The 24,695-nt window shown below is 58.5% G+C and carries 22 protein-coding genes and 3 pseudogenes; 14 read left to right on the top strand and 11 right to left on the bottom strand.

From position 1 onward, the window contains the following. Positions 1-2: 2 nt before the first annotated feature. The 8 genes and pseudogenes from bufB to OKW45_RS26850 form a co-directional block, all read left to right on the top strand. The gene (gene bufB / locus OKW45_RS26885; RefSeq protein ID WP_429472109.1) at positions 3-893 is read left to right on the top strand and encodes an MNIO family bufferin maturase; all 891 of its coding nucleotides are present in this window, start codon (positions 3-5) and stop codon (positions 891-893) included. Beyond that, entirely contained in the window at positions 865-1,680 is an 816-nt protein-coding gene (locus OKW45_RS26880; RefSeq protein WP_429472108.1) for an HvfC/BufC family peptide modification chaperone, read from the top strand. The genes bufB and OKW45_RS26880 overlap by 29 nt, the downstream gene beginning before the upstream one ends. After that, positions 1,677-2,183, top strand: coding sequence for a DoxX family protein (locus OKW45_RS26875; RefSeq protein WP_429472104.1), 507 nt, complete (start codon positions 1,677-1,679; stop codon positions 2,181-2,183). Before OKW45_RS26880 ends, OKW45_RS26875 begins: the two co-directional genes overlap by 4 nt. A 93-nt stretch (positions 2,184-2,276) precedes the next feature. Next, the gene (locus OKW45_RS26870) at positions 2,277-2,492 is read left to right on the top strand and encodes a GDCCVxC domain-containing (seleno)protein (protein ID WP_084754010.1); all 216 of its coding nucleotides are present in this window, start codon (positions 2,277-2,279) and stop codon (positions 2,490-2,492) included. A gap of 221 nt (positions 2,493-2,713) precedes the next feature. Then, the gene (locus tag OKW45_RS26865) at positions 2,714-3,100 is read left to right on the top strand and encodes a thioredoxin family protein (RefSeq protein ID WP_018419058.1); all 387 of its coding nucleotides are present in this window, start codon (positions 2,714-2,716) and stop codon (positions 3,098-3,100) included. Continuing rightward, positions 3,100-3,828: a cytochrome c biogenesis CcdA family protein gene (locus OKW45_RS26860; RefSeq protein WP_018419059.1), complete on the top strand. Its 729-nt coding sequence runs from the start codon at positions 3,100-3,102 to the stop codon at positions 3,826-3,828. Before OKW45_RS26865 ends, OKW45_RS26860 begins: the two co-directional genes overlap by 1 nt. A gap of 143 nt (positions 3,829-3,971) precedes the next feature. Next, positions 3,972-4,274, top strand: a complete 303-nt coding sequence (locus OKW45_RS26855; RefSeq protein WP_026225554.1) for a PepSY domain-containing protein — start codon at positions 3,972-3,974, stop codon at positions 4,272-4,274. A 281-nt stretch (positions 4,275-4,555) separates the two neighbouring features. Then, positions 4,556-4,882 (top strand): annotated as a pseudogene (locus OKW45_RS26850) (DNA polymerase Y family protein); the annotation flags it as partial. Positions 4,883-4,987: 105 nt separating this feature from the next. Here OKW45_RS26850 and OKW45_RS26845 read toward each other — a convergent pair. Together OKW45_RS26845 and OKW45_RS26840 are read right to left on the bottom strand one after the other, a co-directional pair. Continuing rightward, positions 4,988-5,510 (bottom strand): annotated as a pseudogene (locus OKW45_RS26845) (hypothetical protein). Between the two features lie 205 nt (positions 5,511-5,715). Further along, positions 5,716-6,204, bottom strand: coding sequence for a short chain dehydrogenase (locus OKW45_RS26840; RefSeq protein ID WP_239499023.1), 489 nt, complete (start codon positions 6,202-6,204; stop codon positions 5,716-5,718). Positions 6,205-6,879: 675 nt separating this feature from the next. On the opposite strand from OKW45_RS26840, the gene OKW45_RS26835 reads away from it, so the two are divergent. Both OKW45_RS26835 and OKW45_RS26830 read left to right on the top strand, forming a co-directional pair. Beyond that, a complete protein-coding gene (locus tag OKW45_RS26835; protein ID WP_429472102.1) occupies positions 6,880-7,407 on the top strand; it encodes a Uma2 family endonuclease in 528 nt (175 codons plus the stop codon). 302 nt (positions 7,408-7,709) lie between these two features. Next, entirely contained in the window at positions 7,710-8,075 is a 366-nt protein-coding gene (locus tag OKW45_RS26830) for a hypothetical protein (protein WP_429472101.1), read from the top strand. 1,221 nt (positions 8,076-9,296) lie between these two features. On the opposite strand, the gene OKW45_RS26825 is transcribed toward OKW45_RS26830, so the two are convergent. Beyond that, complete coding sequence (locus OKW45_RS26825; RefSeq protein ID WP_018419065.1) at positions 9,297-9,632, bottom strand: hypothetical protein; 336 nt, start codon at positions 9,630-9,632, stop codon at positions 9,297-9,299. 692 nt (positions 9,633-10,324) lie between these two features. Here OKW45_RS26825 and OKW45_RS26820 point away from each other — a divergent pair. Continuing rightward, complete coding sequence (locus OKW45_RS26820) at positions 10,325-10,507, top strand: hypothetical protein (RefSeq protein WP_429472099.1); 183 nt, start codon at positions 10,325-10,327, stop codon at positions 10,505-10,507. A 172-nt stretch (positions 10,508-10,679) separates the two neighbouring features. Then, positions 10,680-11,399, top strand: coding sequence for an H-NS family nucleoid-associated regulatory protein (locus OKW45_RS26815; RefSeq protein WP_429472097.1), 720 nt, complete (start codon positions 10,680-10,682; stop codon positions 11,397-11,399). Positions 11,400-11,466: 67 nt separating this feature from the next. Here OKW45_RS26815 and OKW45_RS26810 read toward each other — a convergent pair whose 3' ends face one another. Continuing rightward, on the bottom strand, positions 11,467-12,105 hold the full coding sequence (locus tag OKW45_RS26810) for an SEL1-like repeat protein (RefSeq protein WP_429472095.1): 639 nt from the start codon (positions 12,103-12,105) through the stop codon (positions 11,467-11,469). Between the two features lie 432 nt (positions 12,106-12,537). Here OKW45_RS26810 and OKW45_RS26805 point away from each other — a divergent pair. Continuing rightward, a pseudogene (locus tag OKW45_RS26805) lies at positions 12,538-12,870 on the top strand (SIR2 family NAD-dependent protein deacylase); the annotation flags it as partial. 1,000 nt (positions 12,871-13,870) lie between these two features. Here the strand turns inward: OKW45_RS26805 and OKW45_RS26800 are convergent. From OKW45_RS26800 to OKW45_RS26775, 6 genes are all read right to left on the bottom strand, one after another. Next, positions 13,871-15,868: an acyl CoA:acetate/3-ketoacid CoA transferase gene (locus OKW45_RS26800; RefSeq protein WP_429472093.1), complete on the bottom strand. Its 1,998-nt coding sequence runs from the start codon at positions 15,866-15,868 to the stop codon at positions 13,871-13,873. Positions 15,869-16,141: 273 nt separating this feature from the next. Further along, entirely contained in the window at positions 16,142-16,789 is a 648-nt protein-coding gene (maiA, locus tag OKW45_RS26795) for a maleylacetoacetate isomerase (RefSeq protein ID WP_429472091.1), read from the bottom strand. Further along, positions 16,786-18,168, bottom strand: a complete 1,383-nt coding sequence (fahA, locus tag OKW45_RS26790) for a fumarylacetoacetase (protein WP_429472088.1) — start codon at positions 18,166-18,168, stop codon at positions 16,786-16,788. The genes maiA and fahA overlap by 4 nt, the downstream gene beginning before the upstream one ends. After that, a complete protein-coding gene (hmgA, locus tag OKW45_RS26785; protein ID WP_429473368.1) occupies positions 18,168-19,502 on the bottom strand; it encodes a homogentisate 1,2-dioxygenase in 1,335 nt (444 codons plus the stop codon). The genes fahA and hmgA overlap by 1 nt, the downstream gene beginning before the upstream one ends. A 150-nt stretch (positions 19,503-19,652) precedes the next feature. Next, positions 19,653-20,609 (bottom strand): MBL fold metallo-hydrolase, encoded by a 957-nt coding sequence (locus OKW45_RS26780; protein WP_429472085.1) that lies wholly within the window; start codon positions 20,607-20,609, stop codon positions 19,653-19,655. 655 nt (positions 20,610-21,264) lie between these two features. Then, entirely contained in the window at positions 21,265-22,074 is an 810-nt protein-coding gene (locus OKW45_RS26775; protein WP_429472083.1) for an IclR family transcriptional regulator, read from the bottom strand. A gap of 97 nt (positions 22,075-22,171) precedes the next feature. Between OKW45_RS26775 and OKW45_RS26770 the strand changes: the two genes are divergently transcribed. After that, entirely contained in the window at positions 22,172-23,005 is an 834-nt protein-coding gene (locus tag OKW45_RS26770; protein ID WP_429448889.1) for an IclR family transcriptional regulator, read from the top strand. 82 nt (positions 23,006-23,087) lie between these two features. Here the strand turns inward: OKW45_RS26770 and OKW45_RS26765 are convergent, their stop codons facing one another. Continuing rightward, positions 23,088-24,257 carry an MFS transporter gene (locus tag OKW45_RS26765; RefSeq protein WP_429472081.1) on the bottom strand — a complete coding sequence of 390 codons (1,170 nt, stop codon included), beginning with the start codon at positions 24,255-24,257 and terminating at the stop codon, positions 23,088-23,090. Between the last annotated feature and the right edge of the window lie 438 nt (positions 24,258-24,695).

The raw sequence follows: 24,695 nt of genomic DNA, 5'->3' as shown, positions 1-24,695 counted from the left end.
CGATGTCTGCCTCTTCTGCTGCGTCGCAACATGCGCTCAGCCCGATTCCGGCGCGTGCCGGGATTGGGCTGCGCTTCCGGCACCATCAAGAGGTTGTCGAAGTGCGTCCGCCAGTCGCGTGGTTTGAGGTGCATACCGAGAACTACACGGGGGGAGGCAGCGCGCCGGGCTATCTGGATGCCATACGCTGCGATTACCCTGTCTCTCTCCACGGGGTCGGCCTCTCGCTGGGTAGCGCCGAAGGCCTGGACGCGGCGCATCTGGAACGCGTGCGCGCCGTCGTTGGGCGCGTGGAGCCGGGACTGGTTTCTGAACACCTGTCCTGGAGCATGAGCGGTGGCACCTACTTCGCCGACCTGTTGCCATTGCCGCTGACGGAAGAGGCGCTTGCCGTTGTCTGTACTCACGTCGACCAGGTCCAGGCTCATCTGCAGCGGCGAATCTCGATAGAGAACCCGTCGACCTATTTGCGGTTCCGGCACTCGACCATCCCGGAATGGGAGTTCATGGCAGAGGTCGCGCGTCGCACCGGGTGCGGCATCCTCTGCGACGTCAACAATATCTATGTCAGCGCCAGCAATCATGGCTGGAACGCACTGACTTACCTGGATGCGCTGCCACCAGCGGCGATTACCGAGATTCACCTCGCCGGGCACAGCGTGCGGCAGCTTGACCATGGTCAGGTTATTCGCATCGACGACCACGGCTCGCGCGTCGCGCCTCCCGTGTGGGACCTGTTTGAGCAGGCTCTCAGGCGCTTCGGACCGGTTCCCACCCTCATCGAGTGGGACACGGACGTGCCAGCGCTCGACGTCCTGATGGAGGAGGCTGCGATTGCGCAAGCCAATATAGAGGGGCAGCAGAATGACGATGTATGCGCCAACGCTGCTTGAGTTGCAACGCGCGGTCCGCGGCGACCTGCTCGGTCTTGCTGACGGCGGTGCTGCTGAATACGTGATGCCCGAAGGGCTGGCCCCGCAAGCACGGTTCGCCATCTATCGGAATACGGTGAACAGTACGCTGCTGAAAGCGCTGCAGCTTTCCTATCCGGCCGTACAGGCTCTGGTTGGAGAAGAATTCTTTGAAGGGGCCGCCCGGCTGTTCATCGAGCAATGCCCACCGTCGCACGCGCAGCTCGATAACTACGGTGCGACGTTCCCGGATTTCCTCGCACAGATGCCAGAAGCGGCGTCACTCGACTATCTGCCCGATACCGCGCGCCTCGAATGGGCCGTGAACGGAGTGCTGCATGCACCAGACGCAAGACCGCTTGACCTGCAGCGCCTTGGGCGATTGAACGACAGCGGGCTGAAGTCCGTTCGGTTCGTGCCGAACACGACTGTACGACTACTTCAGTCCGACTATCCAGTCGATGCCATCTGGCGCGCAGTATTGACCCGCGACGATGGCGCACTGGCGGACATCAATCTGGCCTCCGGCCCGGTCTGGCTCCATGTTTACCGGAGCACCACTGGCGCAGAGGTCAGGCAGATAGCTGAGTGGCAGTGGCGGTTTGCGACGGCGTTGTTTGCGGGCCGCCCGTTACACGGCGCGCTTGCCGGGGCGCCGAATAGAGAAGTGCACGTTTGGCTCGCATCGCTCTTGGCATCAGGCTGCTTTACCGAAGTACGCATGTCAAATCAGGCATGCGGTCCGACAATCGGGAGCCAGGCCACATGACACGCGAAACCCAATCCGCCTCTAACACCTCTCGCGGGTCGACGCTGAACGACCGCATACGGAACGTCATTGGATGGCTGGAGCGAGTGCCATATACGGTCCTTGCGCTCCCACTGCGATTCGCGGTGGCAACGGTCTTCTGGAATTCGGCGATGACCAAACTGGCTGACTGGAATGCAGCGCTCGAACTGTTCAGGGAAGACTATCGATTGCCGTTGCTGGCACCGGAGTTCGCTGCGTACGTCGCGGTGTCAATCGAACTGACCACGCCGGTTCTACTGGTGTTGGGCCTGGCCACGCGACCCGTCGCGTTTGTGTTACTCGGCATGACGACCGTCATCGAGGTGTTTGTGTATCCGCTTGCGTGGCCCACGCACATCCAGTGGGCCGCCATGCTGCTGGTTCTGCTGTGCCGGGGCGCGGGCAACTGGTCAGTGGACCATCTGTTATATAGACGCCTCAGTACCGTCTCCGACAATGGGTCACGTCGTCCGGCAGACTGAGCCCGGGTCTTTTTTGTCATTGGGTGATGCTTCCGTTCGACGGTTATAACGGGAAGAATCAGGTAATCCGTCCAGGTTAAGAGAGACGAAGTGATGAAGACAGTCATACATGAATCGACCATCACCTGTCCGGTGTGCGGGTACGCCAAACAAGAAATGATGCCCGTCGATGCCTGCGTGTGGTTTTACGAGTGCGAGCGCTGCAAGACGGTTCTCAAGCCGAAGGCAGGGGATTGCTGTGTTTACTGCTCGTATGGCACTACGGCGTGTCCTCCGGTACAACAGGCAGGTGCGTGCTGGGTCTGCTGATTTGCCAACGTCAACTGCGCGGCCTCGGCTCTTCCGCCCGGGTCCCACCGGGGGGCGTATGAATCCGGCAGGTCTATGGGCACAGAAAGCCGGAGATACGCAGATTGTTGGGGACCGAGCGCAGGCGGCATTTGCGCGTCGTGTTCGCCTGCGAAATGCGCCATAGGCCTTCTCTGTCAAATGAATAATACGTCTGTATCGCCCGTAACCGGAGATTGAACATGTGGAAAGCGATAGCGCGGATTTTTCTAGTTGTCATGCTCGGCTTTGCCGCTGGCGGCGCGGTCGGCGGCGAACAGCCGTTTAATCAGGCGCAGTTTGACCAACTGAACGCCGCCGGGAAGCCGCTCATTGTCTATTTCCACGCGACGTGGTGCCCCACCTGCAAGATGCAGCAACCGATTGTGGACCACCTCTCGGCGCAACCGGACATGAAACAGGTGACTATCTTCGTGGCCGACTACGATAAGGAAGTCGCGTTGAAGCGGGCCATGAAGGTGACGCAACAGTCGACCTTCGTTGTGTTCAAAGGTGGCCACGAAGCCGCCCGGTCGACTGGACAAACGCGCGAGCGGGATATCAGGGATACCTTCGCAAAGGCTTTGTGATGAACTTCGGAGTGGGTGCATACGGACTGAGCTTCGCTGCAGGCGCGCTGTCGACGTTATCCCCCTGTGTGCTGCCGTTGGTTCCGGTTCTCATCGCGTCGGCGTTGTCGGCGCACCGGATGGCTGTCATTGCACTCGCGCTCGGATTGGGTGCTTCCTTTTCAGCCATCGGCATTTTTCTGGCGACGCTGGGCATATCGCTCGGTTTCGATGGCAGTGTCTTTCGCAACGTTGCGGCTCTGTTGATGATTTTGTTTGGGCTGGTGATGCTTTCTGGCCGCCTGCAGGTCATCTTCACTCGTGCGACTGCGCGCTTCGGCGGCGCAGGGCAGAGGTGGTTGAGCAAGGTAAGGGGAGATACCCTGCCCGGTCAGTTCGCTATTGGACTGCTCGTAGGGGTCGTTTGGACACCGTGCGTTGGCCCGACATTGGGGGCGGCCTCCACGCTCGCGTCCCAAGGACGAAATCTTGGCGATGTCGCTCTCCTGATGATGGTGTTCGGGTTTGGTGCCGGCCTTCCACTGGTCATACTGGGTGCGCTTTCGCGAGCGTCGATGACAAGGTGGCGCGGTGGACTTGATTCTGCGGCGCGGGTCGGAAAGGCTGTCTTTGGAGCCGTTTTCGTCGCATTCGGCGTACTGGCGCTCACCGGACTGGACAAGGTGCTCGAGACGGCCATTCTCTCAGCAAGTCCACAATGGCTGACTGCTTTCACGACGGCTTTGTGACTGGCAACGCACCCGCGGCAATGACCCAGGAATCGGCGTCCCCGACGTCAAGTTGACGAGCAAGTCGCTACGCCCCCGTAAGCAACCGTTAAGGTTAAGCGGAGCAGCATCGAATCTAAGCCAAAGCCACCATGGAGGATGAGATGCAGAAATTTTTCGGAATCGGATTGACATGCGGATTGTTCGTTGCAAGTGTCGGAGCACATGCGTTCAATGGCGAACAACTCGCCAAGAATGCCAAGATTGGCATTGCGGAAGCGCGCTCTATCGCTCTCAAGGCGCATCCGGGAAAAATCGTCGATGAAGAACTGGAAAGAGAGGCTGGGGGCACTGGATTGCGGTATTCCTTCGATATTCGCACGGGACACGCAACTCAGGAGGTCGGAGTTGACGCTCATGACGGGACCGTTCTGGAAAACAAGCTGGAAGGACCCAACCCTGACTGATGCGTTGGCGTCCTGTCGTGCCGGAATTTTGCATGTCTATTGGCTGATAGGCGTTAACCCCTCACACTCGAAGCCCGCGAAGCTCCTTTCTCGACGATTTCTGCGCTCCGGAGTGTATCCGCGGGCAGCATCGGTGCGTTCTCCTCCCATGTCCGGATAAGAAAACCCTAAGCTTGACTGGCGCACACTCTGCAGTTGAAGAGACGACGTATGCGCCTACTAATCGTCCAAGACGACAACCGCTTCCGCGCCTACAGGATGAACTCGGGCATGTGCCGCGCGTGACGCTGTCGCCCGAGACGGAAATGCATGAGCGCGACATGGGCCGCGAGGGCGCCGCACAACGGGAGGTGGGTGTCGTTCTGAAGCGCTTCTCGCCCGAAGTCGCGTTGTTCGATGATGCGACGGTCGTCGTCGAGGTCGGCGCAAGTCTGCGGCTCTTCGGCGGTCTGCTCGCGCTTTGTCGCGAAGCGAAGGCTGTCCTCAATGCACTTGGCTTTACCGCACGAATTAGCGCCGCGCCGACTGGCCAGGGCGCCTGGCTGCTCGCGAAATATGGTAACCGGCGCGTATTGAAACTGGCATCGCTTGAGCATCGCCTCGCTGCGTGACTTCTGCTTCAACTGCCTGCTCGGTATCACTTTCCATCGCGACGAATGATGGAAAGCCATTGGCGCTTTAACTTCGGAGGTGACTGCCCCAAGTTGCCTGCCTCATGACGTCGACCTCGGCTCTGGCCAGGGCCAGCCCTTTTTCTCGTTACGTAGGTCTCGCTCTGCGGGTGACACAACTGGGTCCTTTGGCTCGACAGGTGTCGTCTTACCTGCGACACTGCCCACCCGTCCCGGCAACACGTTCCCTTTCACTTCGGGAAGTCCGATTCCAAACCAACGCACTTTCTTTTTAATGTGAGCGACGTATGCGTTCCAGCCGTCAGGGTTGCCATCAAAGAGGTCGTGCTGAACGGTTGACGCAAGCGCATTGCGGTTGAGCTCCGTCTCAAGCAGTTCCTTTGGCCACAGGAAGAACGCGCTCGCGACATGTGCGCTGAACTCCGGCCACCGTCATCTTCGGGGCAAGCTCCCGGAGATACCCGAAGTCCTGCACGAATCCTGTTCCTACGCAAGTTGAGCCACCAGCGCATCCGCGCCGACCTGTCTTGCCCAGACAGCTCAAAGCTTCGAGCATGTCCCCGAGGTGAAGCAGCAGCTCGCGTCTGTCAAACGGGTCGTCCATTGCAGTATCTCGGTCCGTTGCGTGCTTGTTCCGATGATACTCGCCTGGCTGCGGTGATTCAGCCGGCGCGCTGCACAGCACCTGCAATGGTTGGTTACACGACGAAGAAGCACACCGCATGACTGGCCCGTCACGTTCGATTGATTCGGCTACCGGCGCTGCCGTTGCTGCGACGGCAGCGCGTTGAACGGCGGCGGCGCTGCTTTCACGATTTTTTGACTGTGATGACCTGTCCCGTGATGTCCTCGACCAGGCTTCGCTTGTACGCTTGGGCCACCACCGCGGCGGGAGTACCTGCCGAATAGGCCTGCCCCATCGCGGCAAGTGTTTCTGAAACCCAGCCTGGGCTGATGACGTTAACGCGTGCGTTGCCGTGCATTTCGAGAGCTGCGGACCGGACGAACGCCTCGACCCCTGCATTCACGATGCCCACTACGGCACTCCCTGTGACCGGATGCAGGGAGAGAATGCCGCTGGTTACCGTCAGGGACCCGCCTTGTGCGATGTGACCAACCGAGCACCGGACGAGATTGACCTGTCCCATCAGCTTGTTCGTCAGACTAAACGCAAAGTCTTCGTCGGTCAGCGAATCAAGCGGTGCAAATTTCGCTGCACCTGCGGCGCAAATCACGGCATCAACGGTTCCGAGTTGCCGGTACATTGCCACGATGGACGCCTTGTCTGCGAGGTCCACTGACAGGTCCGGGCCATTGCGGCTCGCGCCAATAACCTGGGTGGTCGGACGAGAGCAGGCGAACGATTTCCTTGCCGAGCAGTCCGGTTGCGCCAACTATCAGCACGCGCATAGGTCCTCCTTATCCGGAAGGGTCACGCCACCGCGGAGCGACGCATCACGCGCAGCGTGCAGACGAGCGAATATCGTACTACCGTTCGAGCGGGGGGAGGTCGACTGGATGACGCTGACCGGGCTACGAGCGATGCCTTGAGTTCAACCCCTCCTACGCTGATACGCATCGTAACCTTGCCTGCTTCACGACAAACTTGGTGACAAGCAGGGCTTCGTGTGTCATTTTTTGGGCGCCTATCGGCGGCTGAGCAGCTGACCATCCCATGCTCGTCGTGGGACTGTACGGTCTTGCATGAGCGCGCTCGGCCAGCCGGCATGCTCATCCGCCGTCGCGAAGTGTAGCGGTGTTCGCCGATGGTCTGACGCTGGCGACCGTGGGCTCAGCGAGGTACCCCCTGCATCCGATGAGCGCCACGCTCATATGGGGCCGGCGCCCGTTGGCCGTTGGAGTGGACGGTGCACTCCTGGTCGTCCGGGTATCCGCAACGTTGAGGCAGTCGACCTGGACCCAATGCTTCCGCGAGGGTATACACTCGGCTTGTCTCTTTGGCGGAGAGCACCATGAAAACGCAAAATCTCTCGGGCCCAGACAGGCTGTTGGCAGTATGGCGAAACCTGAATGCTCACGCGGCCAGCGACGGACGGGTCGGATACGAAGTCGACCAGCTGGGACGAGTCGTCGACCATCGACGGGTGTGTCCATGGCATCAACTCCTGGTCACCGACATGTTCTGCCAGCTTGCCTCGCAGTTGGGGCCTCGCGTGGCGATGCGTCAGCCGGTATCAACCCGGTCGTTCGGTATCCGCATTGCCGACGTCGTGTGGATGCCCGAGGAGAGGTGGCCGGAAATCGATTCGGACGCCCCGTTACCTTCCGTTCCCGACCTGTGCATCGAGGTGGTCGCGGACGACAACGACGCCGACCAGGTTGAGCGCAAGGCTGACGCCTACCTCAACAGCGGTGCGCAGGAAGTCATCATCGTCGGCCCCCTCGGGAAGGTTGAATTTCGAGGGCTAGACGGTCCGCGTGCGTCATCCTTGTTTCGCGTGACCCTCGAACCGGACCCGATGTTTTTCGCGTGGGCGTGACGTGCATCGGCATCGCTCGAAGCATCTCTCCTGAAAGCAGTGGCGAAAATCGGACTTGGTTTCAGGGTCGGTACCGGTCAAAGTTGTCGAAATTTCGATAAGCGAGGAGTTTCTGACCTCGCGGCGCTTCATGTGCTGGCGCCAACACAATATTGACCCGCTCGCCAACATTAGACTGACCAGCCGGGTTGGGCCGCGAGTTGTCGATGGCGGAGTTGTTTTCCCAATTGTCAAGCTGGTCAGTTCGATGTCGGCAAATGGGTGAAACTGGTACCGGCGAGAAGAGAGCACGAGGGCAAACTATGGAAGCAGCGTTGGACAATGTGCACGCGGCGTTGATGGGCTTTGCAGTCCAGCACGACGCGCTATTTTCGCTGTTGCTGGTCGCTCCTGCGGCCGTCGCCTGTTTTTTCGCATATTTCATCGTCCGCTACCATGTGCGGGTTGCCCCTGCCTTCATGCACGGGCGCAGGGCTGTGTCTACTGGACTCTTCGCGTTGTTCCTCACGGCCAGTGACCAGTATGCATTGCCGCGTGTACTGCGCGCACTCTCGTTCGACACGATGTGCGCCGCCATTCCGTTCATGATGCTTGCCCTTGGCGCGTGCTGGGGGGTATTCCTGGCAAGCGTCATGGCGTGGTGGCATACCCGCCTGGTTGCCCACTGAATCAGGTTCTAACAAAGTCCAACTGACAACTTGAACCTGCTCCTGCAATGCTGAAGAAGCTACTCCGGTCGCCTTCGTTCATGGCGCGTGGGCGATTGGCGTAGACCGAATCCGCTACGCGAAGCAACTGCGAGAATCGTTACGCTCCGGGCCGGGCTTATCGTCGACGTCTGAACAGGCCGGTCGGCTGTCGCGACTGATACCCGACATTTTCTCGGTTTGGCTGGCGTGAGCGTGGTTCGAGCGCCAACCTGCGAGCTTCGTCTGCCTGCGGCGAACTTTCCGACAACTCGTCGTTGTTCCACATCCAGAGGGGCAGAACTGTAATGACAGCCCAGTTAGCCATGTCCTGCACGACGACATAACTGCGGTCGTCGACTTTACTGTAGATGAGGTAGCAGCGCCGGTTGGGCGGAACCTCCCCAAGTGACACGCATCGACCTGCGTCCACCATTTCTCGAACAGAGGTTGCCGACAAGGTAGACCGTTGACTCACTCGTTCCTTCGCGTGAGGTGCGACCCACGACCGTCGATTGCTGGACCGTCTCTTCGAGAAATGCATCTTCGCCTCCCACGCATTGCTGCGGCAGTCAGGCAATCCTATTCCGTGTCGGGGCGCATCGCAACGCGGGCAATGGATGTTCTGAGGAGCTGGTCCGCGGATGCGCTGCGCCACTCGGTAGCGGCGACCGGCCATGCTGCTTGACGCTATCTATGAAGGCTGCAACGAAATCCAGGAACGTCTTGACGACCAGGGCTACAAGGTCACAGCACTTGGCAACATGGTGTAGAGCGAAGCGCGCACCGCCGTGCTCGAAAACATCACGCTCGCCGCGCTTGACTGTTACTTCGAGATGCATGAGAAGGAACCTGAGACCGTCTCACAGGTAAACGCATCAAGCCTGGTTTGACACAACGAGCACGTACGAGACTTCAGCCAAATCCGATTCGAAGCCTCACCGCGCTTATGCCTAGGGCAGCCTTCTTGTTGGCGGGCTCACGCACCTGCGCGCGGTTCGAGGGCGGGAAGAATCCTAAAACAAGGCTTGTCGGCAAGATTCGAGAGACCCGAAAACATGCTTCTGGTTCTCCTTAGTCGTCTTCGTTCTTAGGTAACGGAGGATTTTTCGGCGGTATCTGATTGGATTCGCGAAGGAGTCCGGTGTCCATAGTCGGCGCGCTTGCAGGCGGCCCGAGGTCACGGAGCCGCAAGTCAGCCTCTTACTCTGGTGTAAGTGGACCGCCGACGATGTCGTCAAACGGCCCGCCGTGACTATTGCGCAAGATGAGAATCGCGGCCTGAATCTCTTTTAACGCTCTCTCAAAATCTCCGCGTGCCTCCAGCCGCTGGGCGTTCGTGCCAGCCATAGCCAGCAACATTCGGTCGCGGTCTCGAAGCAAATCGTAACCCCATGAGCGAAGGCGCTTCTTTGTATCGTCGAGCGCCCAGCCGCACTTGAATGCCTGGGTTTTGAATGGCTCCGGCGCATTCTTCCAGATGCTTTCCGTCGCGCGTTCAAGTTGCTCCATCGCCTGCAGATATTGAGAAACGTCCATCTGCCGCTCCTTGGTCTGTCCCGCAACCACGAGCCTCAAGGGCCGCCAGTTTGCTGACGCGCTCACGCGTAGGCGACAGCCCCCATCGGCGCAATCAGCGAACGGTGCCAACCCTCAAATTGGTCCCTGCGCACGCATGTCCATTGGCGCGTACACCTCTGAGAATCCGAGCAGAGAAGGAAGAAGAAACTCCACATCGCGCGTCGTCCGCGAATTTGAGATGTCCGGAAATTGGCTTCTGGTTCTCTTCAGGCGTCCTCTTTCTTCGGCATAGGAGGTGTTTTCGTCGGTATTTGATTGGACTCGCCAGGCCGTCCGGTGTTCATCGTCGGCGCGTTTTTCACTGACGTCGGTGACGCAACCTCGGAAGCAACCGCTCGGACAAAACGACGGCGCACGAATCGCGCCGCCATGCCACCTCTACGAGCAAACATGGGTGCCACGCAGGGTCCAGAAAAACCGTTCTTGCGAGCAGTAACGAACGAACGTCCGCATTTCCTCCTGCCACAGTGGGGGCGCGGCGATTATGCTCTGGCTGCTTCTGTCCCTGTTCGACGCGCCGACCCATTAGTCTTGCAAGCGCGTGAGTGTCTTGCTTCGACCGTCCTGCGGAGCCGGCTTACCGGCAACGCAGAGGGGATGGTGGGTACACGCCTCCACGCTCGCTGAAGGGAGATGTTTCGTGGCTCGGTGTGAGTCTGCCGTTGGTGACGGCTGTCGAGGAGGTGCGTGCTGATTTGACTGATGGCGACCCCGAAAGCGTGCAGGCGAACGAGGTTGCGGCCGCTGGCGATGTCGAGCGCAATGGCGGACAAGCTGCGGACCATCCGGAGAGTGTTGAAACCATCGAACTTATTGACCCCCCTAGCGTGTAAGTCGCGAGGCCGGTGAAGTCAGCAAGTACAGCGCACATCTGCTCGCAAGACTCAATGGTTCGATGCCGAAGCTGGACAACCGTGGCGGGTATCTATTCCGCCTTCGAGCCAGAAGTAGCGCACCTCATCATTGGCGTGGCATAGTGCCGGCATCTCAACTACGGAGGCGGGAATGCCCACTCTGGAATCCTTGCAAGCAAAAATCCAAAAACTGCAGACTCAAGCAGACGCATTCATCGCGAAAAAGTCGAGTGCCGTTATCGAAAAGATTCGCGAGTTGATGTCAACGCATGGTCTAACGACTGCCGACATCGATGCGCACGTTGGTGGCAAGAAACGTGGACCGAAGCCTGGTGCCAAATCTGCGGTCATCGCCAAGCCGTCCGCAGCGAAATATCAGGACCCGAAGACAGGGGCTACATGGTCCGGACACGGACGCGCTCCGGGTTGGATTGCGAACGCGAAAGACCGCAGCAAATTCCTGATTGAGGGTAGTGCCGATGCAGTCGTCGCTGCAGGCGTGGCAAGTGCGAAGAAGGCCAAGACTGCGGGCAAGAAGGTCTCGTCGTCAGTCAGCGCCGCTGGTGGCACGGGTCAGCCGAAAGGTCCGCAGCCGGCTAAGTATCGCGCCGCGAAGTCCGGTGCGACTTGGAGCGGGCGCGGTCCGGCTCCGGCGTGGCTAGCCGGTGCGAAAGACCAGGCAAAGTTTCTGATTGCTAGCGTTAGCGGAGTTGCAGATTCTGGCGCTGCGAGCAAGCCGAAAGTCGTCGCGAAGAAACCCGCGACAAAGGCGGCGGTAGCGAAGAAGGCACCGGCGAAGAAAGCGGTTGTGGCGAAAAAGGTGGGCGCGACGACGAATGTCGCGGCCGCGTCGGAAGTCGCGGCTGCTTAACCAATCGTGTAAGCGAGCACACTCAGAGCTCGCTTTTTGTTGCGTCGGCACTCGCGATTGGCGTGGCTTACCTCGAGCGGGTTCGCAATGCGTCCAGACGGGCGGCGCATTTTGCGTTCGAACCACCACGCTTGTAGGCCTGTGCCGCCTTTGCGCTGTCGGGGACGACGTCGCCGGGAGCACTCGTATCCCAGTGTCCCTCCCAGTACAAGCCTAAGTTGTACGCGGCCGGCCGGTGTCCAAGTTCCAGTGCCGTGGCATACATGCCCTTGGCCATCTCGAGGTCGGTGTCCATGCCACGACCAAGCCGCGCGCTGTCCGCGAGAGCCGCTGCCGCCATGCCGCGCAGCGGGTCGCTCGCCGCATCATCCTTCAGCACGTCGCCCAGAATGACGTGCCCGCCCTCGTAGTCCGCAGGCCCACCAGTCTCCGTGACAAGAGACAATGCAAGCGCGACCCGGAGGGATGGGTGCCGGTCAGGGCCAACCCGTTCAATCAGTCGTCGGCCGAGGTAAGGTGCGCCCGAAAGCGGGCTTGTGAGCAGGCCATTCGCAATGGCCGCGATAGATTCAAGTGAGAGAAATCCGACCTTGTTTGCCGACACAACGTGCCGGAAGAACCTTTCCACGTCGAGTGACGGGTCGCACTGGCGAAGTTGTGCCCACTCACGTTCAATTTGGCCCAACCAGCTGGAATCTACAGCCATCAGATTTCGCGTCCTGTGGTGACTTATGCGCACAATGATACCTCACCGCTGCTGCTGTCCGATGCCCCAAGCCGGGCGGGGCTGTGTTCGCTATAGCTCGAGTCAGCGACTGCCGCTCTGCCCGAGCAAGGTTCTCAATGATTTCTCCGTCGCGGCTCTGCTGGCTTCCACTACGCCGAAGCGCCTAGCGTTTTCGGCAGGGACCTTTTTCGCTCGCCGGCATCAACTCGATGCGCAATACTCGCACATGGTGGGTCCCACCACTGGCGAAACCGTTTCACGCTACTGGGCAGAACGTCCAAGTAATTCTCGTCGACAGTCGTCGTAATCTATTTGGAGTGAGAGGTGACCGATTCGCAAGACGAGAAGCTGGAGAAAGCTGCCGCCTGGCTGCGAGAGGCCGACGGGCTTCTAATTACCGCGGGCGCGGGTATGGGTGTCGATTCGGGCCTACCTGACTTTCGCGGCAGCGAAGGCTTTTGGCGTGCCTATCCCGCACTTCAGCACCAAGGGTTGTCGTTCGAGGACATGGCAAACCCTGCAAGTTTCGCGAAACATCCTGAGTTGGCCTGGGGCTTCTACGGACACCGCCTGAAGCTTTACCGCGAGACCGTACCGCATGAAGGTTTCGCGATTTTGCGCAGGTGGGCGGACCGCATGGTCCATGGCGCCTTCGTGTTCACTAGCAACGTTGATGGGCAGTTCCAAAGAGCTTGCTTCTCCGGAAGCCGGGTCCACGAATGCCATGGGAAGTACCAATCCGTTGCACGGTGTCGGAATTGAGGGTGGTGCCGCGGCGATGCTTCGACTGCTTGACGCCCGGCTCTAGGTAAGGCGGGTGCAAGTTCACCTTCGCGATGACCGCTCCTTCAAGACTTCGCCGATGATTGATGTATCAGAACACGCCGTTCGACCAATCAACTCGTACATGAGGATGCTGAAACTCTGCGACATGTCCGGACGACGGTCTGATGCGAACAGGTACATAGCTGCAGTTGCTGCGTTCCGTATCGTTCTCGTGACGCACTCGTTCTGTCGAAGTTCATCGACACGACTTGTCCTCCACCCACGTTTTGCGTGGCCTTCACACACGGAAAATGGGTATTCACTTCTGAAAACCGTGGTGCAGGCAAGGCGTTTTCTCGGTCGAGCACTCCGGTAATCTTATAATCTTTAATCTGTGTAAATCCCTTTGCGTGAGCGAGGAGCCCCCAAAATTGACTCAAGACAGCGATTCCCATGAAACTTCTCGGTGTTGTTGTACGGCCCTGAATATCCCAGAGGGTAGCGCTTATGGCAACCAGGTCGAAGGGCTGTGCGCACGAGCGGCGTTTCTGCTATCAAGCCGGCGCTGCCTTAAGGAAGCGTCAAGCTTTTCGGAAGTCACCGTCGTCTAGCGCACTCCCTGGCTGCCCTCTGCGCAGTCTCGCGAAGGTGACCCGCCTAGCCAGTGACCGGCGCGACCGCTCCGTGCTGAGACGACCTGTCGTCGTACGTTCATAGGGTCCTCATTGGTTCGCAAGCGGCTCACGCCGGCGCAACTCGTCTATTCTCGTTGAGGCGGCTTAGCCGGTCTTCCGACGACTCCATTTCGAACAGTCATTGTCTACTAGCTGGTAACACGACGGCGGCTTCTTTTTCTGAACGGAACGGGCGAAGCGCTGATTGAGGAGGCATGGCTACCGCTGGCCGCTTCAATTTCCTCGCAACCGACGTCTATCGGCGAAATCGCGCGCATGGGCTGCAGCAAATGGATTGAAGCCCGTCATTTCTCGCGCGTTTCATGGGACGACACTTCTTCTGGACTTTCGTAGATATATGTGGCGACGCTGCGCTGTTGTAGCGCGTCGCCCAATTTCATCCGCAGAAAGCTGCTTGTCGTATACCGAGCCACATCTGAGTAAAATCGTCCGACAAGGCCGGCCACCATTTTGGAGTATGCATCGATGACCTCGGGCGCTATCGAGAAATTGTCGTAATTGACTATTGCATGGAGTCGGACATTGAGTCCTGAGAGCGAATGTTCAACCTCGCCGCGGATTGCTTCAACATCGTCCCTCGTCGATACCTTGTGTCCTTCCAAATTGATGAAAAACATGTTCTTTTCTGAGTCGTAACTGAACCGCTCGCTGAGGTTCAGCCGCAGCAACATTGTCCGCAGGCCCATCAGCCGCTCTTCAAAGATGCGCGCGTCCATGAGGCGGGGAGTACCTTTCATGATGGGAGCGAAACCCATCTGAGAGACGATGTCACGGTGGAGGTCAACCCCTGGTGCAATCTCGACGAGTTCGAGACCATCACGGGTAAGAGAAAAGACGCAACGTTCTGTGACGTACAGGACCGGTTGTTGGCGTTCAATGGCGTAACGGCCACCGAAGGTTCGATGTTCCACTGCGTCCACAAACTTCTGGCAGACCCCTTCCTTGAGAATCTGCAGACGTCCATCTTTGATACTCACGTTGAGCTGGCCCGCATTGAACGTTCCGACGAAGACGACCTTCTTCGCCGCCTGCGAGATATTTATAAACCCGCCGGCACCAGCGAGCTTTGGCCCAAACTTGCTGACGTTGAGGTTGCCCTCGCGGTCAACCTGCGCAAGACCAAGAAATGCGATGTCGAGACCGCCGCCATCGTAGAAGTCGAACTGGTACGGCGGGTCGATGATGGCATCGGTGTTGGTTGCTGCGCCGAAATTCAGCCCGCCTGCCGGTATCCCGCCAATGACACCGGGCTCGGTCGTCATCGTGAAAAGGTCGCATACCTTCTCTTCGTTAGCAACGCTCGCAATTCCTTCGGGCATTCCAATGCCGAGGTTGACGACGCTATTGGCCATCAGCTCGAAAGAAGCACGTCTGGCGATGATTTTTCGCTCACTCATCGTCATCGACGGAATCGAACTTGTCGCGATGCGAAGCTCACTCGCGAAGCCTGGGCTGTAGGGCTCAGTGAACGTTTGCCAATGGTTTTCCTGTTTTGCGACCACAATGCAGTCGACGAGAATCCCAGGTATTTTTACCTGTCGTGGATTCAGAGTGCCTGACTCGGCGATACGCTCGACCTGGACTATCACAATACCGCCAGAGTTACGCGCGGCCATCGCGATGGCCAGTGATTCGAGCGTGAGCGCCTCCTTCTCCATTGTCACATTCCCATTCGCGTCGGCGGTGGTGCCACGCACGATGGCGACGTCGACCGGGAAAGTTTTATACAGAAGGCAATCAGCGCCGTTGACGGATATGAGGCTGACCAGGTCCTCCGTCGTTCGGGCGTTAAGCTTGCCGCCACCGTTGCGTGGGTCGACGAACGTGCCGAGTCCGACTGTCGATAAGTGACCTGGCCGATGAGCGGCAATATCGCGGAACAGCTGGGAAATGACGCCTTGCGGAAGATTGTAGGCTTCGATGAGACCTTCAACGGCCAGGCGTTGGAGGCCAGGAACAAGTCCCCAGTGGCCACCGACAACCCGCCGAACGAGTCCTTCGTGGGCGAGGTGATTTAAGCCTTTACTGGCTCCGTCGCCCTGGCCACCCGCGTAGACCAGTGTTAAGTCTCGAGCCGTGTCGCTTCCGCTGCGGCCTGAGTCAAGGAACAGCTGCTCCAGCGCGATGGCGACTTCTTCCGCGAACCCAATACCAACGAAGCCACCGGTTGCCACGGTGCTTCCTGGTCGAATCAGTCTGACGGCTTGTTGTGCGCTAACGATTTTTCCTCGCGCGACACTATTGGCGGTTGCAGGGAATGGGTGTTGAAAGCCTGCACTCATGATGTCTCCAAACTGCACCATGGAGCCAGGCTCCGGCGCTATATAGTTGTTGCGACCATTCGTAACTCGACCACAGCCTTCATTCTTGGTTGATGATGAATTATCTATCAGCTACGGACGGCCAGTGGAAAACCGTAGGCTCATTCGTAACGAGTGCCCGCGTTGCCGTCACTGTCTCCCATGCCTTATGGCCACGACCGCGGCGGGTAAGCACCCATCGACAAAACAGAGACGGTTGACCCCGCACCATCAAGCGTGGGATGAACGGTCAGTTCAACCCTCCGCGTCCGGTTGGGCGGAGGGTTCGGCTTGCCTGAAGGCTTCCAAATCAAACGCATTGTCGGCAATGCGTTTGATTGTCGGATAGCTGTCCAGCGGTATGTCAAATCGGCGGGCGTTCCAGACTTGCGGTACCAGGCAAATGTCAGCAAGAGTTGGTGCGTCGCCGAACGCGAACTTTCCAACGCGTCTTTCCGCTCTAAGCCGCACCTCCAATGAACCGAAACCGACATCAATCCAATGTCGGTACCATTGCGACTTCTGCTCATCAGATATGCCGAAGTTTTTCTTCAGATACTGGAGTACCCGCAAATTATTGACCGGATGTATTTCGCAGGCGACCTGAAGCGCAACGGAGCGGACGTAGGCCCGGTCGGTGGAGTCTCCCGGAAGAAGCGGCGGGCCGGGATACATCTCGTCGAGGTATTCGATTATCGCCAGAGACTGCGTCAGAACCTCCGGTCCGTCCTCAAGCGCTGGGACGATACCGTCTGGATTTACCCGACGGTATGCCGGTGAGAGCTGTTGGCCGCCATCTTTGAGAAGATGAACAGCCTCGTACTGAAACGGCAGCTCTTTCAAGGCGAGTGCGATACGAACCCGATAAGACGCTGAGCTGCGAAAGTAGCTATACAGCTTCATTCACCGTCCTCCTGTACGGGGACCTCAAGCGCGGGCAGTATGACACCGACGCATGAACCGAACCCGACGCGATAGCCATCGCCTTGACACCAGCCAGTCAGAGTAAGTTCGTCGCCATCGTCGATAAAGCCCCGTGTCTCGCCATCGTCGAGCTTAAGGGGTGATTGCCCATTCCATGTGAGCTCGAGCAGGCTGCCGAACGTCCCAATCTTGTCATCGCTCGATTCGGATTTCGGTCCGCTGATGGTCCCCGACCCCAGAAGGTCTCCGACCCGTGTGTTGCAGCCAGCGGAGGTGTGGTGCACCAACTGCTGCGCCATCGACCAGTACATGTACTTGAAGTTGGTCCTGGCAATAGTCGTCGGCGACGCAGCAGTTTTTGGCTTCAACTGCACCTCAAGGTGTAAGTCGACGCCAGCGCGCGTCGCACCCCGCAGATATGACAGGGGCTTCGGCATCTGCGGTGGTTGTTCGACGCGAAACGGCTCGAGTGCTTCCATCGTCACGACCCAGGGAGAGATGGTCGTAGCGAACCCTTTCGAGTTGAACGGGCCGAGGGGCTGGTATTCCCACTGCTGGATGTCGCGCGCGCTCCAGTCGTTGAGGAGGACCATTCCAAAGATATGACCATCCGCGTCCGCGGCGGGAATCGTTGTGCCTAGGGTGTTACCCACGCCGACAAAAAACCCGGTTTCCAGCTCGATGTCGAGCTTGCGGCACGGTCCATAAGTGGGGCGCTCATCCTCGGGGCCCTTGCGCTGCCCATTCGGGCGGCGAATCGGTGTGCCGCTCACTACTACCGAAGACGCTCGCCCGTTATATCCGATTGGAATCTCGAGCCAATTTGGCATCAGCGCGTTCTTCGGGTCACGAAACATCGCCCCGACGTTGGTCGCATGTTCTCTCGATGAATAGAAATCGGTGTAACCGGGTATGTCGAAGGGGAGACGCATGACCGCGTCGCTTTGGCGCACGAACGCTTGCTCTCGCAGTTCGGCGTCGTCCCGAAGCGTCGCGTTGTCCGAGGACAGTAGCGTCGACAGCTGAATCCGGATGCTGCTCCAGGTCGCTTTCCCCAAGGCTACGAAATCATTGAGCCGCGATTGGCGGAAGACGCTTTTAGGTAGGCCGTCATCGTCCGTGACCACATAAGGTACGGCAAGCAGTCCAGCGGACTCAAGCTCGCAAAGGTCGACAATCAAGTCTCCGATTGCAACACCGACCCGCCCTCTGTCGGACTTGTCGTCGGAGAACACGCCGAAAGGAAGGTTCTGGATGGGAAAGTCGGTATCGGCAGAATTCGCTGACTCGACCCAGCATCGGAGGCTCGGGTCAGTCGTCCGACTAAGCATCAGGGTATCGTCTGTATTGACTGGCATCACTTGACGTCCGGATTGAAGTTGTTTTCGAGGCCTTGCCAGCACTCAAAATACTGCGCCTGCAACTGTGAGGTCTCCAGGGCGAACTGAGTTGGCTTGATGAGGTTGCGAGTCTCGAACATGAAAGCCATGGTTGAATCGACCTTCATGGGCTTTGTTGTGTCAGACACCGATGCCTTCTCAAACGTGCCGGCGTCGGGCCCGTGGCCTGACATGCAGTTGTGCAAGCTGGCACCGCCGGGCACGAAACCCTCAGCTTTAGCGTCATACTCGCCATGGATTAGCCCCATGAATTCGCTGGCGAAGTTTCGATGGAACCAGGGCGGCCGGAACGTATCTTCGGCCGCGAGCCACCGCGGCGGGAAGATGACAAAGTCGATGGTGTCAACGCCGGGCGTGTCACTCGGCGAGTGCAGCACCAGAAAAATCGACGGGTCCGGATGGTCGAAGCTGAATGAGCCAATCGTATTGAAGAGTCGGAGGTCGTATTTGTACGGCGCATAGTTGCCGTGCCACGCTACGACATCGAGCGGTGAGTGGCCAATATCTGCGCGCCACAGATGCCCGTTAAGCTTTGCCACCAGTTCAAAATTGCCCTCGCGGACTTCATATGCTGCAAGTGGCGTCAGGAAGTCGCGTGGATTGGCAAGACCGTTCGAACCAATAGGACCGAGGTCCGGCAGGCGTAACAGGGCGCCGAAGTTCTCGCAGATATAGCCGCGGGCTTCGCCATCGGGCAACTCGACGCGAAAGCGTACGCCTCGCGGAATGACAGCGATTTCTTGTGGCTCCACGTCGAGGAGACCCAGCTCGGTCGCAATGCTCAGGCGACCGGCTTGGGGAACAATCAGCAGTTCTCCGTCGGCGCTGTAGAAGAACCGGTCTGTCATCGACCGGTTCGTTGCGTACATATGGATAGCACAACCCGACATCGCCTCCGCCGAACCATTGCCTGCCATGGTTACCAGACCGTCAATAAAATCTGTCGGCGTTTCCGGCATCGGAAGCGGGTCCCAGCGCAACTGATTTGGAGGCGTTGGGGGCACACTCGAGAAGTCGCTAACGAGTTTGTCGCTCTGTAACAGCGTGAACGGCATATGGACCGCAGCTGGTCGCACTCGATACAGCCACGAACGACGGTTGTGGGAGCGAGGAGCAGTGAAGGCCGTACCCGAGAGCTGTTCGGCGTACAGCCCATAGGGCGCACGTTGAGGTGAATTTCGACCAACCGGCAGAGCACCGGGAAGTGCTTCGGTGGCGAACTCGCTGGCGAATCCCGATTGGTAGCCAACTGGATGGGCAGAGAACGTAGATGCGGACGATGCGCGTTCCAGTAATGGATTGCAGGGCGCGCCCGCCTGAGCAGGCTCACGGCGACTTGGTTTGTCTCGCGTCGGTTGTTGCACTTTGGAAACTCCAGATTGAGCTTGTCTTTGAAGCGACCTGTGCGTTCCTGATGCACACAGGCCGGCGCGCGATGCAGGTCAGCCCTCGAGGGTTTCCCACATCTCCTTGTCGCGCTGCGCGGTCCAGATGCGAGGGTCCGGGTACCGCGTTGCTTCGTCGTGTGCTCGCGTGACGTCGAACGGCATGCAATGGTCGAAGATGACCCAGTCGCCAAACTTCGGCTTCAGCGTAGCGTAGGTCTCTTTGTAAATGGCGTTCAAGTCCTTGCCTTCGCTGGAACCGGACTTGACCTTGCTGTAGAGCTCGCTGACGAAAGCACGGGTTCCCGCCAGACCGTCGGCCACTTCCTGCGGCGTCTTGAGAGCAGCGCCTCGGCCGGGAACCAGCTTTTCGGGCTTCAGTGCGGCGATTGCATCGAGCGTGGCAGGCCAGTCCTGGAAATACGCATCACCTGCATACGGAGTTGCTCCGTACTCGACCAGGTCGCCGGAGAGCAGAGTCTTTTCCTGAGGAAGCCAGACAACCGTATCGCCCTTGGTGTGTCCACGACCAAGCTGCAGAATTTGCACTTCGAGCTTGCCCATCCAGAGCGTCATCTTTTTCTGGAAGGTAAGCGTGGGCCACGTCAGGCCGGGCACCGATTCAACCGCATTGAAGAGGCGCGGGAAGCGCTCAATTTCGCTCTTCATGTCCTGCTCGCCGCGCTCGACAATCAGGTCGTAGGTGTCCTGACTGGCGATGATTTGCTCAGCGTTATACGCCGATGCTCCAAGTACGCGGACCGCGTGATAGTGAGTCAGCAGGACGTATTTGATAGGTTTGTCCGTGACTTCGCGAATGCGGCGAATCACGTCCTGAGCCATCACCGGCGTCGCCTGAGTGTCCGCTACGAGTACCGCGTCGTCCCCGATGATGATGCCGGTATTGGGGTCGCCTTCAGCGGTGTATGCGTACGCATGTTCAGAAAGCTGTTCGAACGTGACTTTCTTTTCTTCGACGTCCGCGTGGGAAGCAAACTTCTTTTCTGTCGCCATGGCAGAAGACCTCTACAAAATTGATTGAAGGGGACAGGGTGGGTTTTGGCCAGCAACCCCGGCATTGATGGAATTATACATAAGCGAATGAAATCGCATATAGATAATTTCCCGTACGCCTTAAACTGTCCCCAAAACCTGAGCTGCCAGTCCTGCTTGCCCTCGGCGATTACAGGCATCCGAAGCATGCTGGTATATAGGGGTGCTGGCTGCCGACGAGCGGCGCAAAGCGGGGATGAACTGGCGCGACGCCAAGACGCAAGCGTGGATTCATTTCGTGTGATTGTCGGACGGCACACTTGCGTCCGTGGATGTCTTCGGCACGGGGAGGGCGCTTTGCGACGAACTACCGTGAGGCCGACACGCGTGTTGATTGTTCCTGGCGGCCGAGTGGGCCGACGTGCCGCACTGATAGGTGCTCGACGTCAGGGCTTCTGTGTTTCGAAGGGTTTCAGAGAGGTGGCCGCGCAAGTGAGCCCAGGTTTTTCAGGGTCGGCTGCGCCATCGCATCAAAGCGATGCAGGGATTTGAAGGGGGGCTTGCGGGAGCGCCGCCGGCGTGCGTTGGAAAGGTCTCAAGTCGCTGACAGGCGACGCCCGAGGCAGCCGCGAATTGTCTTCACATTTCTCGGGCGTTGCTGTCGCATCACGATGAACTAGGTCTCGTCGCCCGGGATGGCCGAGTAGCCTAGTCGGTAGGACAGGTCCAGTGTGGTCTGGCGCAGGGTCAACGCAAGTTCCCCATCCCAACTTGTATCGAACGTACCTGCGGGCCCAACCAGAGTGATGGCGAGCGCAATCGACCCAGTGAACAGAAATACAGGTGCCGCGATAGCATTCACACCCGGCAAAGGATGGCCCGAAGTTCGCGTCATGCCTTCCTCGCGAATCTTCCGATACTCCTTGAACAGGTCCTGCTTTTCCGTTGCCTTCAGTGCGGTTGCACCGCTGAGCCGTATGCTCTCGTCTGCGAGAGCCTTCTGCACCAAGGACTCTGGCATATAGGCGCCAAAAAGTCGTCCCGTTGCCGTGTTGACGAGCGACATGACCGTGCCGACTCGCAAAGTGAGATGCAGCGGATATGAAGGGTCTTCCTGTCTGACGACGACCGGTCCGTTTGGCCCCCAAGTCGTCAAAAAAACGCTTTGTCCCGTTTTCGATGCTAGCGCCAATACGTCCGCCTCGGCTTCGCGCAGAGGATTCAATCGTTGCAGCCCATACAGGCCAAGCCGCAGCGCGAGGGGACCTGGGGCATAATCGCCTGACGGCTCCATTCGCTGTACCAGCTGAAGCTTGATGAGGCTCACCAGATACGGGAAAAGTTTGGCGGGAGACATGCCGGTGACCCGCGAAATCTCTTTGAGCGGCATGGGCGAGTCAGATTGCGTGAGTGCCAGCAGAATTTCGCTGCCCACTTCAACTGACTGGATTCCCCGCTGGGCTTTTTCGGTGCTTTCGGTGTCCATTTGCGTATCTTGTCGGATTCAGAATCCAAGTGCCTTACGGTGACCAGGAAGCCGGTAAAATCGGCGAAACATAATGTGTTCGTGCACAGAGGATTGCATGGTAACGAAGCAGCGGGCAAAAGAAAATCCGGAAAGCCTCGATTCAAGTGCCCGGAAGGAGCAACGCGGCATCCAGAGCATGGAAGTTGGTGGCCGCTTCCTTCAGTATCTCGCGGACGCTGGCGAACCAGTGACACTTGCGGAGCTCAGCGCGCGCAGCGGCATCCCCACGAATCAGGTGTTCACCTATATGGTGAGCCTGCTTCGTACCGGCCTCGTCAAACGGGACCCCGTCACCTCGCGCTTCGAGCCAGGGCCTTTGTCTCTCCGCATGGGGTTGCATGCGCTTCGCATGGTGCCCGCAGTCCGTAACGCAATGCAGCCTTCCACCGACCTTGCGACGCGCGTCGAGCAAAGTGTGCTTCTCGCCGCATGGGGAGACCGTGGTCCAACCGTTCTGCAAAGCATTGAGCCCGCCGCCTCGCTGCATGCTGGTGTTCACGTCGGCACAGTGATGTCGCTCACGCATTCGACGACTGGCCGGGTGTTTGCTGCATACAAGCAGAGTTCCACGCTCGGCGAGCTCGTTGGTGCGGACTTCGGGTCGCAAACGCCTGATGGCGAGCGTCTGACTATCACGCAGTTCGACGCCATTCTGGCGGATATTCGAAAGCGAGGCGTCGCGCGAGGAGAGGGCATGCCGATTCCAGGTATCAACAGCATCAGCGCACCGGTTTTTGACAACAACGGAGAGATTGTTCTTGTTTTGACGCTCTTCGGCGTTGCCGGGAATTTCGACGTTTCCTGGAAAGGCCCGCTGGTTACCAGTCTTCTTGCGACCACCAAGCTGTTGACCGAACAGAATTCCGCGCCGACTGTACCGGCCGTCTAGGCACGCTCTTTCCATCTGATTCGCCGTGCGCTTCGTTTGCCAGCTGGCTGCCACCCCGGGTATCTGCTCCGCCGGCATTCCTTTAGGTCCTCGCCAGCTGTGCGGTTTGGCGAGAAACCAGCGACGAAAACACGACTGCGACTAGAAATAGGCCGAAAGCACAGCCTATAAAAACAGGCGGCGCTGAAAATCTGTCGATGAACCACGCGGCGCAAGCAACGCCTAGTGATTGCCCAAAGAAAAGAAAGCACGAAAAGAGTGACACGGCGGTTCCGCGCACGCTCGGTGCCATCTGCGTGGCATGGGTCTGCAGGGTGTTGTGCAGCGCGTAGAAGCCAAATCCAGCCATGAAGCAGGCGGGCAACGCAAGCCACCAAGTATTGAGAAGCGCGAGTGCGCCATATGACACTGCGAGACAGGCACCGCAAAGCCTCGCCAGAGTGGCTTCTCCCAAGCGACGGACCAAGAGGCTTGCGCAACGGCTGTACGTTAAACCGCCTACCCCATAAAGAGCCACAATCGCGCCCGCCCTCGACATCGGAAGTTCGAATGTCCCGTGTAGATAGGTCGGGATGAACGACAGCGCGCTGAACGCGAGCGAGCCCTCGATGAAGGTGACGAGGAGGACTGTTCGAGCCCAAGGAATCGCCAACACCTCAAAAGCACGGTACGCGAAACGGCCGGGTATCGACTTGCCCGTCATGTCCGACGAATTGACTTCTCGCAAGACGAAGAGCCCCGCAACCAGATAAATCAGGGCCAGTGAGGCAAACGAGATTCGCCAGGCGGCCGCGTCGGCGAGCAATGCCCCTAGCCACTGACCGGCAATCATCCCGAAAACCGTCGCGCCGAGCAGCCGTGCAAGAATTTCCTGACGCCGTTCATAAGGCACTGTGTCGCCAATCCACGCCATAGTTAAAGGCACTATTCCCGCGGCCGCAGCCCCGGACAATACTCGGGCCGCGACCAATTGGCCCATATGAGCGGACAATGCTGCACCAAGGTTTCCTACCGTGCAGGCTAGCGTGGTCAGAGCGATTACGCGGATTTTTCCGAACTTGTCTCCCAAGGGCCCGAAGACGAGTTGCGTAAGGCCGTATGCGAGGGCGAATCCTGAAATTGCGAGGGCGGCGTGCCCCATGTTCACACCAAACTCCGCCTGCAGCGACGGTAACAGCGAATCGCAGACCCGCATTGACGCCATGCTGGCAAAGCAGCACGCGCTCAGAAGCCACAACATTCTCGCGGACAAACCGGTCTCCTTAACGATGCAATCGCTGTACGTAGCAGCTCACTCGCGCTTGATTATATATACGCAATCACATACGTGTAAAACAAAACTTGCTTGGTGGCGTTGCGGGCCGCCAGGCAAAGCGAATTCGAGGCAAGGCCGGCCAATTCGAACTTGCTGGTCTTGGCCTGTGCGCCGCATAGCCCGAGCTCGTTCTTGGACTCATCTAACGAACCAGTCGCCGGCACGTTAGGTGTTTACCAGCACTTCGAAGCCGTTTGCGGTCCAGAAGGACCCAGATAGGTACAAACGAGAATTATATATGTGCGAAGTGCAGCGTTAATATGTAATCAAGAAGCGTGGACCTGCCATGGTGCGGTTGCCTTCTGAGTGGGTTGGCGGTCAGTGAGGTGGCGTAGATACTTCGACTGACAGCGGACCACAACTGAAAATAACTGC

The organism is Paraburkholderia lebeckiae (genome assembly GCF_050436225.1).
Classification (GTDB): domain Bacteria; phylum Pseudomonadota; class Gammaproteobacteria; order Burkholderiales; family Burkholderiaceae; genus Paraburkholderia; species Paraburkholderia tuberum.
Note: the sequence above shows the minus strand (reverse complement) of the source record. Positions and strands in the feature narration are given on the sequence as shown.

Coding starts and splice junctions, on each gene's coding strand:
- OKW45_RS26875 (WP_429472104.1), top strand. CDS start 1,677: ATGACACGCGAAACCCAATCCGCCTCTAACACCTCTCGCGGGTCGACG.
- OKW45_RS26815 (WP_429472097.1), top strand. CDS start 10,680: ATGCCCACTCTGGAATCCTTGCAAGCAAAAATCCAAAAACTGCAGACT.
- OKW45_RS26830 (WP_429472101.1), top strand. CDS start 7,710: ATGGAAGCAGCGTTGGACAATGTGCACGCGGCGTTGATGGGCTTTGCA.
- OKW45_RS26865 (WP_018419058.1), top strand. CDS start 2,714: ATGTGGAAAGCGATAGCGCGGATTTTTCTAGTTGTCATGCTCGGCTTT.
- fahA (WP_429472088.1), bottom strand. CDS start 18,168: ATGCCAGTCAATACAGACGATACCCTGATGCTTAGTCGGACGACTGAC.
- OKW45_RS26860 (WP_018419059.1), top strand. CDS start 3,100: ATGAACTTCGGAGTGGGTGCATACGGACTGAGCTTCGCTGCAGGCGCG.
- OKW45_RS26780 (WP_429472085.1), bottom strand. CDS start 20,609: ATGGCGACAGAAAAGAAGTTTGCTTCCCACGCGGACGTCGAAGAAAAG.
- OKW45_RS26870 (WP_084754010.1), top strand. CDS start 2,277: ATGAAGACAGTCATACATGAATCGACCATCACCTGTCCGGTGTGCGGG.
- OKW45_RS26835 (WP_429472102.1), top strand. CDS start 6,880: ATGAAAACGCAAAATCTCTCGGGCCCAGACAGGCTGTTGGCAGTATGG.
- OKW45_RS26800 (WP_429472093.1), bottom strand. CDS start 15,868: ATGAGTGCAGGCTTTCAACACCCATTCCCTGCAACCGCCAATAGTGTC.
- OKW45_RS26775 (WP_429472083.1), bottom strand. CDS start 22,074: ATGGACACCGAAAGCACCGAAAAAGCCCAGCGGGGAATCCAGTCAGTT.
- OKW45_RS26810 (WP_429472095.1), bottom strand. CDS start 12,105: ATGGCTGTAGATTCCAGCTGGTTGGGCCAAATTGAACGTGAGTGGGCA.
- OKW45_RS26855 (WP_026225554.1), top strand. CDS start 3,972: ATGCAGAAATTTTTCGGAATCGGATTGACATGCGGATTGTTCGTTGCA.
- OKW45_RS26825 (WP_018419065.1), bottom strand. CDS start 9,632: ATGGACGTTTCTCAATATCTGCAGGCGATGGAGCAACTTGAACGCGCG.
- OKW45_RS26880 (WP_429472108.1), top strand. CDS start 865: ATGACGATGTATGCGCCAACGCTGCTTGAGTTGCAACGCGCGGTCCGC.
- maiA (WP_429472091.1), bottom strand. CDS start 16,789: ATGAAGCTGTATAGCTACTTTCGCAGCTCAGCGTCTTATCGGGTTCGT.
- bufB (WP_429472109.1), top strand. CDS start 3: ATGTCTGCCTCTTCTGCTGCGTCGCAACATGCGCTCAGCCCGATTCCG.
- OKW45_RS26770 (WP_429448889.1), top strand. CDS start 22,172: ATGGTAACGAAGCAGCGGGCAAAAGAAAATCCGGAAAGCCTCGATTCA.